This is a genomic window from Autumnicola edwardsiae, from assembly GCF_031846505.1.
GTDB classification, from domain to species: Bacteria; Bacteroidota; Bacteroidia; order Flavobacteriales; family Flavobacteriaceae; genus Autumnicola; species Autumnicola edwardsiae.
This window is the reverse complement of the sequence record NZ_JAVRHP010000013.1, coordinates 47,538-54,146: the sequence shown is the minus strand read 5'-3', so window position 1 is coordinate 54,146 and position 6,609 is coordinate 47,538. Positions and strand designations below refer to the sequence as shown.

The 6,609-nt window shown below is 38.5% G+C and carries 6 protein-coding genes and 1 pseudogene; 2 read left to right on the top strand and 5 right to left on the bottom strand.

Annotated elements, in window-relative coordinates; genetic code table 11:
* The 5 genes and pseudogenes from RM529_RS04345 to RM529_RS04325 all read right to left on the bottom strand — a co-directional run.
* Positions 1 to 234 (bottom strand): annotated as a pseudogene (locus RM529_RS04345) (SdiA-regulated domain-containing protein); the annotation flags it as partial.
* A 6-nt stretch (positions 235 to 240) separates the two neighbouring features.
* Positions 241 to 684 carry a PepSY-like domain-containing protein gene (locus RM529_RS04340; protein WP_311483522.1) on the bottom strand — a complete coding sequence of 148 codons (444 nt, stop codon included), beginning with the start codon at positions 682 to 684 and terminating at the stop codon, positions 241 to 243.
* 91 nt (positions 685 to 775) lie between these two features.
* On the bottom strand, positions 776 to 2,053 hold the full coding sequence (gene porY, locus RM529_RS04335) for a PorY family sensor histidine kinase (RefSeq protein ID WP_311483521.1): 1,278 nt from the start codon (positions 2,051 to 2,053) through the stop codon (positions 776 to 778).
* The gene (locus tag RM529_RS04330) at positions 2,050 to 2,727 is read right to left on the bottom strand and encodes a response regulator transcription factor (protein WP_311483520.1); all 678 of its coding nucleotides are present in this window, start codon (positions 2,725 to 2,727) and stop codon (positions 2,050 to 2,052) included. The genes porY and RM529_RS04330 overlap by 4 nt, the downstream gene beginning before the upstream one ends.
* Positions 2,728 to 2,793: 66 nt before the next feature.
* Entirely contained in the window at positions 2,794 to 3,645 is an 852-nt protein-coding gene (locus RM529_RS04325; protein ID WP_311483519.1) for an SdiA-regulated domain-containing protein, read from the bottom strand.
* 220 nt (positions 3,646 to 3,865) lie between these two features.
* Between RM529_RS04325 and RM529_RS04320 the strand changes: the two genes are divergently transcribed.
* Positions 3,866 to 3,988 carry a hypothetical protein gene (locus RM529_RS04320; protein ID WP_311483518.1) on the top strand — a complete coding sequence of 41 codons (123 nt, stop codon included), beginning with the start codon at positions 3,866 to 3,868 and terminating at the stop codon, positions 3,986 to 3,988.
* 335 nt (positions 3,989 to 4,323) lie between these two features.
* Positions 4,324 to 6,609 (top strand): transglycosylase domain-containing protein, encoded by a 2,286-nt coding sequence (locus tag RM529_RS04315; protein WP_311483517.1) that lies wholly within the window; start codon positions 4,324 to 4,326, stop codon positions 6,607 to 6,609.

Sequence of the window (6,609 nt, the reverse complement as noted above, 5' to 3'; positions counted from 1 at the left end):
GATTATCCCATCTTCATCCTGAACGCAAACCAGTTTAGAATCATCCAGCCATGCAATTCCCGAAACTTCCTCCAGAATATCTGGTAATTGCCATTTTTCCAGGATCTCATATTCAGCAACAAAATTAGCTGGAGGCTGTTTCCTGTTATCAACAGTTACCATGAAGATTGCGGTAAGGCCAAGCACCGCCATTATTATTAATATTGCTATTTTATTCACCATAGGTAATTTCATCTTGAATTAGTCCCAATAATCGATATCCAGAACTTCCCCGGCTTCTGAAACCACAATTTCCTTATCCGCCAGTTTTTTATCGAGTTCCAGTTGGAAGTAGGTGTTTTCACCATCTTTCAGGACCTCTACATCATCGATAGTATAATCTGCGTAATCTGCTTTTATTTTTTCTAGCACGGTTTCAGGAATTTCTTCCAAAGAGGCATCATGCTTAATTTTAAAAATATCGCCCTGCTGATTAATGAGGGCCGTATATTCCACATTATCACGCTCAAATTCTACCTCAAAATCTGAATTTTGTTTTTCCCATTCCACATCTGCTGCTTCAGGGTATTGCTTTTGAAAAGCGTTCAGCACAACAGAAGGTACCTGGTTTGCCGCAATCTGGTCTTTCATGTTGCAGGAAGAAATTGTGATTGCCAAAAGGCTTGTAAAAAGTATACGTCTCATATTTTTCATTTTTTAATTATTCAGTAAATATGAAATGTAAAACTGGAAACAATCTGGAAACAATGTCACAGCAGGTTTTTTTACCATTGTTTTAACTTTTATCATCGTAAAATTCCACAATAAACTGGTGCCGGTCATCAAAATTATAAGATATACTAAAATCGTATTCATCTGCAATTGCTTTGGCTATGGCAACCCCGAGTCCGCTGGAATTTTTATTATCACTAAGCTTATAAAACCTGCTGAACAAATGTTTTTTATCTAATTTCTTCTTACTGGACAAATTTGAAATATTTACCCGATTGCCCCCAATTTCAATCTCAATATTGGTATTGGGATCGCTGTGAACAATGGCATTTTTAAGCAAATTGGTAAAGAGGATAACAGCCAAATCCCTGTTCATTTTTATATATATTGCCTGCGATACATTTACTTGAATCTCCATACCCTTGTGCTGAAGCAAATCTTTAAATTCATCTTTAAGATGAAAAATCACTTCATTAATAAGTATTTTTTCCTCTACTGCAAATTGTTGATTTTCTATCCTGGAAAGCAACAAAAGAGATTTATTAAACCTGGTAAGTCTTTCCAAATTATTCAGGACCGAAGCCAAAATGGTTATTTCCTCTTCTTCTAATTCAGTTTTTTCAAAGAGCAACTCCAGTTTGTTTATACTTATAGCCAATGGCGTCTGGAGTTCATGAGAAGCATTCTCAATAAACTGCTTCTGCCCTACATAGCTGTCCACCGATTTTTGAAGCAAGCGCTCAATGCTCTTATTCAGAAGATGAAATTCTTCAATGGGAGTTTTTTCAAAAGCAATTTTATCACTTCGTTCTATATTAAAATTCTTCAGCTGGTCTATAAGCTTGTAAAAAGGGTTCCAGATCTTTTTCAGCACGATGTTGTTCAGGATAAGAATGGTAACAATCAAGCCGAAATAAAGCCACAGCAGGGAAAATAAAAGATCTTCCACAAGGTCATCTTCCTCGACCATCGAGGTAATAACCTTAAGCTTAAAATATTCTCCGTTTTGATAAAAAACCGTTTCCAGAAGTCTTACCGGTTCAAAATCTTCTTCATTTTGCATATACATCAAGGTGTCCCGGTAACTTTCCTTAAAGTTCTTTGCAGCCCGGGCACGAACTTTTTTAATAGTATAATAGCCATCGCCAAATTCATTTTTGGCAAGAACTACAGGATTTTCAGCAGCCCTTTGGATCACCAGGATTTTCTGGTTTTCCAGACCATCGTCCATGCTGTCATAGATCTCGTCCAGCATTGCAAAATAAAATAGTACGGCCCAAAGCGTGAGCAGTAAAAAAAGGATCCCTGCAAAATATTTTGTGGTGTAGTTGAGTAATTTCATTTTTCTGAAAGCCTGTATCCTATCCCGTAAACAGATTTTATTTCAACCTCAGATTTGTATTGTTTCAGTTTTTTACGAAGGTTTTTTATCTGGGAATAAACGAATTCAAAATTATCTACCTGATCTATGTGATCTCCCCAAACCCGCTCTGCCAGTGCTGTTTTGGTTACCAGCCGGTTTTTATTGGAAAAGAAATAGGAAAGGATGTCAAATTCCTTTCGGTTGAATTCCACCGGTTTATCCTGAATAAAAACATCACGGTTCTCGAGATCCAGCTTTACATTTGCAATCTGGACAAAATTGTTTCCATCAAAATTGTTACGCCGCAGCACAGCCTTTACCCGGGCGGTAAGCTCTGCCATGTGAAAAGGTTTTGGCAGATAATCGTCGGCACCAAGGTTAAGGCCGGTAAGTTTATCATCCAAAGAATCTTTGGCCGAAACAATTATCACATTATCTGAAAGCTGCTTTTCCTTCAGATATTTGAGCAATTCCAGACCATTCTCATCAGGAAGCGTGATATCCAGAAGAATACAGTCGTAGTTATAAACTCCAATTTTATTAAGGGCAGAATGATAATCGGCAGCGGTTTCTACAAGAAATTTCTCCTGCTGCAGCCCCTGCTTCATATTTTCGAGCATCTCTTGTTCATCTTCAACAATAAGAATTTTCATTTAAAATATTTGGGTTAAAATAGCACTGAAAACTGGAAGAAAACGGGAATTTTGAAAAATATGAATTTAGTTCAGTTCAACTTCCAGAATATTGGCCGGGGCGCGACGGCTTTCATTAGAAATATAAAGTGTTCCGCCGGGATCAAAAGTTAAACCCTCTGGCTGCTGAAATTGTTCAGGGTCCAGAAGATGTATTTCTAAAAGATTTCCCTGTGGGTCGAAAATTAACAATTTTGGCTGGTGTCCTTCCAAAACGTAGATATCTCCGCTAACAGGATGAATCTCTATTTCCGAAGGACGGATAATCCTTTGGAAGCCATTTCCTTTAAGGCTGCTAAAGATACTATCTTCGGGATTAATACTGAAGATTGGGTTTTCATTCATCGTCATACTGCTTAGATCAAAAGAAAAGACTCCTTTAGAAGCAGGATTTTCCTGTTCTGTATCTTTTACTGTGAGCAGTAATCGGTTGTTTTTGAAATCCAGCGCCATGCCCTCTACGTCTTCTTTGTTTAAAGGTGTTTGGTATTCATTAACCACAGGATCTTCTTGTTTAAAATTTATTACCTGAAAAATCAGGCCGTCACTGCGCATTACATAAGCATCGGTATTGTTAACAGCAACAGCTTCATAATCTCCCGAACCAGCAAATTTTAATTCAGAAACAATTTCTGAAGAGGAAAGATCATAGATAAAGATAATTCCGTCTTCATCCTGAATACAGGCGATGCGATTATTTCCAACCCAGCTTAAGCCGGAAACTTCTGCCAGTTCTTCGGGTAAATCCCACTGCTGTTTAACTTGATAAGTTTTTTTAGAATCATCAAAGGAAATAAAAGCGTTATCCTTAAATACAAAATAAAGGAGCGCTCCCACTGCCAGAATTGCGGCAATTATCCAAAGTACAGACTTAATCATTAGAATTTCCTGTTTAACGAACTTCTATAACTCGTTTTCCCTAAAGTATCTATTTGCCACGCCACTCCAAAATCATTAACAGTTTTTTGCCATATTTCCAGAGCCGTTGTTGAGGTTAAGATTTATTAAATATAAGTTAATTATCTACTATTTAATGCATAGTACTGTCACAAATCTAAAGTTAAAAATTCTCTTGAATATAACCTTTAAAATTTTAGATATGAAAACTTCAGAAAACATTGCAGGATTTAGAGACGGAGATTTAACACACAGAAAATCATTCCTGAACATTCAGCAACCTTCCAACAGGGGAAGCTGGTATAGCCGAAGACGCTACAACTAAAAGAATAACATCACTCAGAATTAATAGTCATCATGAAAATTTTAGAAACTATCATTCAGAATCCGGACGGTTCGCAGGCTGGGTATTTAACCCATAGAAGACCCTTTATGAGCATCAGGCAAAAGAATAACCGCGACATGTGGTTTAACAGAAGGAACTACTGCAATTAAAATTTAAAGCAAAAATTATGCACTTACTTCCAACATAGCCGGGACGCAAAACGTCACCGGCTATTTTTTACTTCCTTCTACCCCTCTTGCCATATTCTAAAATTTAGCTTAAAATGAATTTATATTTTGGAAGTATTCGTTTATTTGTAGCAGTCTCAGTTTACTATGCTATCAAAATTAAAAACGTCCCCAAAATTAAAGTGGTTCCTGGTAATTTTATTAGGTTGCCTAACACTGGCCCTACTATTTTTCTTCAGTATTTACTTTGGGATGTGGGGAAAAATACCTTCTTCGGAAGAACTTCAAAAATTAGAACAAAGTAAAGCCACCCAGGTTTTATCTTCAGAAGGAGAATTAATCGGGAAATTTTACATTTTCGACAGGCAGCCCATTACCTTTAAAGAACTACCGCAACATCTTGTTGAAGCCCTTATAGCGACTGAAGATGTTCGTTTCTTTGAACATGACGGCATTGACAACCGCAGCCTTTTACGTGTATTTTTTAAGTCTATACTTTTACAGGACGAATCTTCTGGAGGTGGAAGCACAATCACGCTACAACTCGCAAAGAATATCTACGGAAGAAAAGATTATGGCGCCTTCGGGATTGTTATAAACAAAGTCCAGGAGGCAATTATTGCCGACAGACTGGAGGATCATTATACAAAAGAAGAAATTCTTACCCTTTATTTTAATACGGTGCCGTTTAGTGACAATACTTATGGTATTGAAAGTGCTTCCATGAAGTTCTTCAACAAACATACTTCAGAACTAAATTTAGAGGAAGCAGCAGTTTTAGTAGGAATGCTCAAGGCCTCCCATTCTTATAATCCGCGGATTTTTCCTGAAAGAAGCAGGTTGCGACGGGATGTGGTATTAATGCAAATGGCCCGCTACGGCTACCTTTCCGAAGAAAAAGCCCTGGAAACTAAACGGAAAGATCTTGTCCTCGATTACAGGAATTACAGCAATAATAAAGGCCTTGCCCCCTATTTTCGGGAACAGATAAGAAAAGATGTAAGCAAAATCCTGGATACACTTAAAAATATAGAAGGCCAGTCTTATAATATCTATCGCGACGGACTCATAGTACACACCACCCTCGATCATAAAATGCAGCAGCTGGCTGAAGAAGCTATGCGCGAGCATATGATGGACCTGCAGCAGCAACATGAAACTTCTTATGGAGATAATGCTCCATGGTTGCAAAATAGAATTCTCGAAGATGCAGTAAAAAGAACTGAATCTTACCAAAAACTTAGCAATAATGGCCTGAAGCATGAAGAAATCATGCAGGAATTACGAAAAACCAAACCTACAGAACTCTTTAGCTATAACGGTTCCAGCACTAAAAATGTGAGTGTTATTGATAGTGTGGCGCATTACCTAAAATTTCTTAATGCAGGAATGCTGGCCGTACAGCCCGAGGACGGAGCAGTCCAGGCTTGGGTTGGCGGAGTGGATTTTAGGTATTTTAAATACGATCATGTCTCGATGAGTAAAAGGCAGGTGGGTTCTACGTTTAAACCAATCGTCTACACTGCCGCTTTAGAAAGTGGAATGGAACCCTGTACGTACTTTTCTGCTGAAGAGGTTACTTATGAAAATGGATGGACACCGGCGAATTCATCTTCCGGCGACGATCCTCACATGAATTATAACCTAAAAACAGCCCTCAGCACTTCCATGAATACTATAGCTGTAAAAGTGCTAATGGAAACGGGAATAGGTAACGTAATTCAGGAAGCGCGACAAATGGGGCTAGAATCTGATCTTCCGCAGGTACCTTCTATTGCCCTGGGAACAGCTTCATTAAGTATTGAAGAACTTACAGGAGCTTATACCAGCTACGTAAATAATGGAAAGCCCAGTAAACCATATTATATCACCAGGATAGAAGATGGAAATGGTAATCTTCTTGCCTCCTTTAAACCTGAAGTTGCCCAAACTCCCGCTTTTAGCGAAACCACGCGGCAGGTAATGCTGAATTTTATGCAGGCAACAGTAAATGAAGGAACAGCGACCAGGCTGCGATCCACTTACGGACTGAACAATGACATTGCAGGTAAAACCGGCACCACACAGAATAATAAAGATGGCTGGTTTGTAGGAATTACTCCGAATCTGGTTACGGTAACCTGGGTTGGGGCAGATGATCATAGGATAGGTTTCAGAAATACGGGAATTGGCCAGGGGGCAAATTCTGCATTGCCAATTTTTGCCAGGCTTATGCAAGAAATGAATCAGTATCCATATTTTAACAATATTACCAATGCACGCTTTGCCCCTGTTTCTTCTGAAGTTGCCGAAATGCTGGATTGTGAGGAAAAAAAGCGCGACGGATTCTTTAAACGCCTCTTTTCAGGCTCTGACGATAATGAAGAAGAACAACAGGAAGAAAAAAAGGAGAAAAAGGGATTCTTCGGAAGGCTTTTTGGTAAAAAAGACTAA